1 protein-coding gene is annotated in these 1047 nt (G+C 69.4%); it reads right to left on the reverse strand.

Annotation, left to right across the window (positions count from 1 at the left end; translation table 11 throughout):
- Positions 1-1047: DUF3068 domain-containing protein (locus G6018_RS14405; protein WP_182639988.1), on the reverse strand; the 1047-nt coding region annotated here is incomplete at both ends.

Raw genomic sequence — 1047 nt, forward strand, 5'->3', positions numbered from 1 at the left:
TCCCCGCGCACACCGCGGGTGTCGCGCGTGCCCCGGGTGGTGCGCCCGCCGGCACCGCTGCGGGCACCCAGGAGGATGCCACCGAGCAGCGCCAGCACGCCCAGCACACCGAGCACGGCCGGCAGGATGCGACCGAACGTGTTGAGCGTGTCGGCGGTCTCCTGGGCGGCGGACTGCGTGATCTCCTTGGTCTCCTCGTTCCAGCCGGACTCGAATCGGACGGCCGTCCGGGTGGGCTCGGCCTTCTCCTCCTCCATGCCCGCCGCGTCGTTGAAGAAGGCCTCGGCCTCGTCCTGGTCCTCGGCGAAGAACTGGTAGATGTTCTCGTTGCCGTTGATCACCTGGCCGGTCTCCGGGTTGACGTACACCGTGCGGGTGTTGGTGTAGTAGCGACGCATGTCGACCTCGCGCTCCGGGTCACCCTCGAGGCCCCACTGGCCCGCGGTCATGCCCTCGCGCCGGTAGCTGGCCAGCACGGCCTCCACGGCGGGGTCGTACCCGTCGGTGATCGAGGCGAAGTGGTCGCGGATCGAGGACCACATGTCGATCGGGCCGAGCTCCTGGCGGAACTCGTACGCGTCGATGCCGCCGACGGTGGTCTCACCGACGAAGGAGATCGGGTTGGTGGTGAAGGTGCTGGCGTCGAAGTAGTCGTAGTCCCGCTGCTCGGTGTCGAACGGGAACTTGTACTGCAGGCCGTTGCGGACGAACCCGGTGGGGGCGGAGTCCTCGGCCCCGGTCGCGACCAACTGCAGGGTGCTCACGGCCTCGTCGATCGGCTCGGCGGTCACGCGGTCCACGGTGACGCGGTCGATCGAGGCGTTGACCAGGCCCTCGACCCCGTCCGACCCGGTCTTGTCCTCGCGGAGCAGCGACTGCGCGGCCTGGAACGTGATCACCTCGGCGTCCGACGGCTCGACCGCCTGGACCCGGCGCTGCGAGTAGAGCGGGATGTCGTTGTCGATGAAGCAGGTGACCGGGAACTGGACCTCGGAGTCGTCGGCCTCCGCACCGTCCTGGGTCTCGACGACCTCGTCGTCGCCCGCC

The sequence above is a fragment of the Dietzia sp. DQ11-44 genome (assembly GCF_014145205.1).
GTDB lineage: Bacteria > Actinomycetota > Actinomycetes > Mycobacteriales > Mycobacteriaceae > Dietzia > Dietzia natronolimnaea.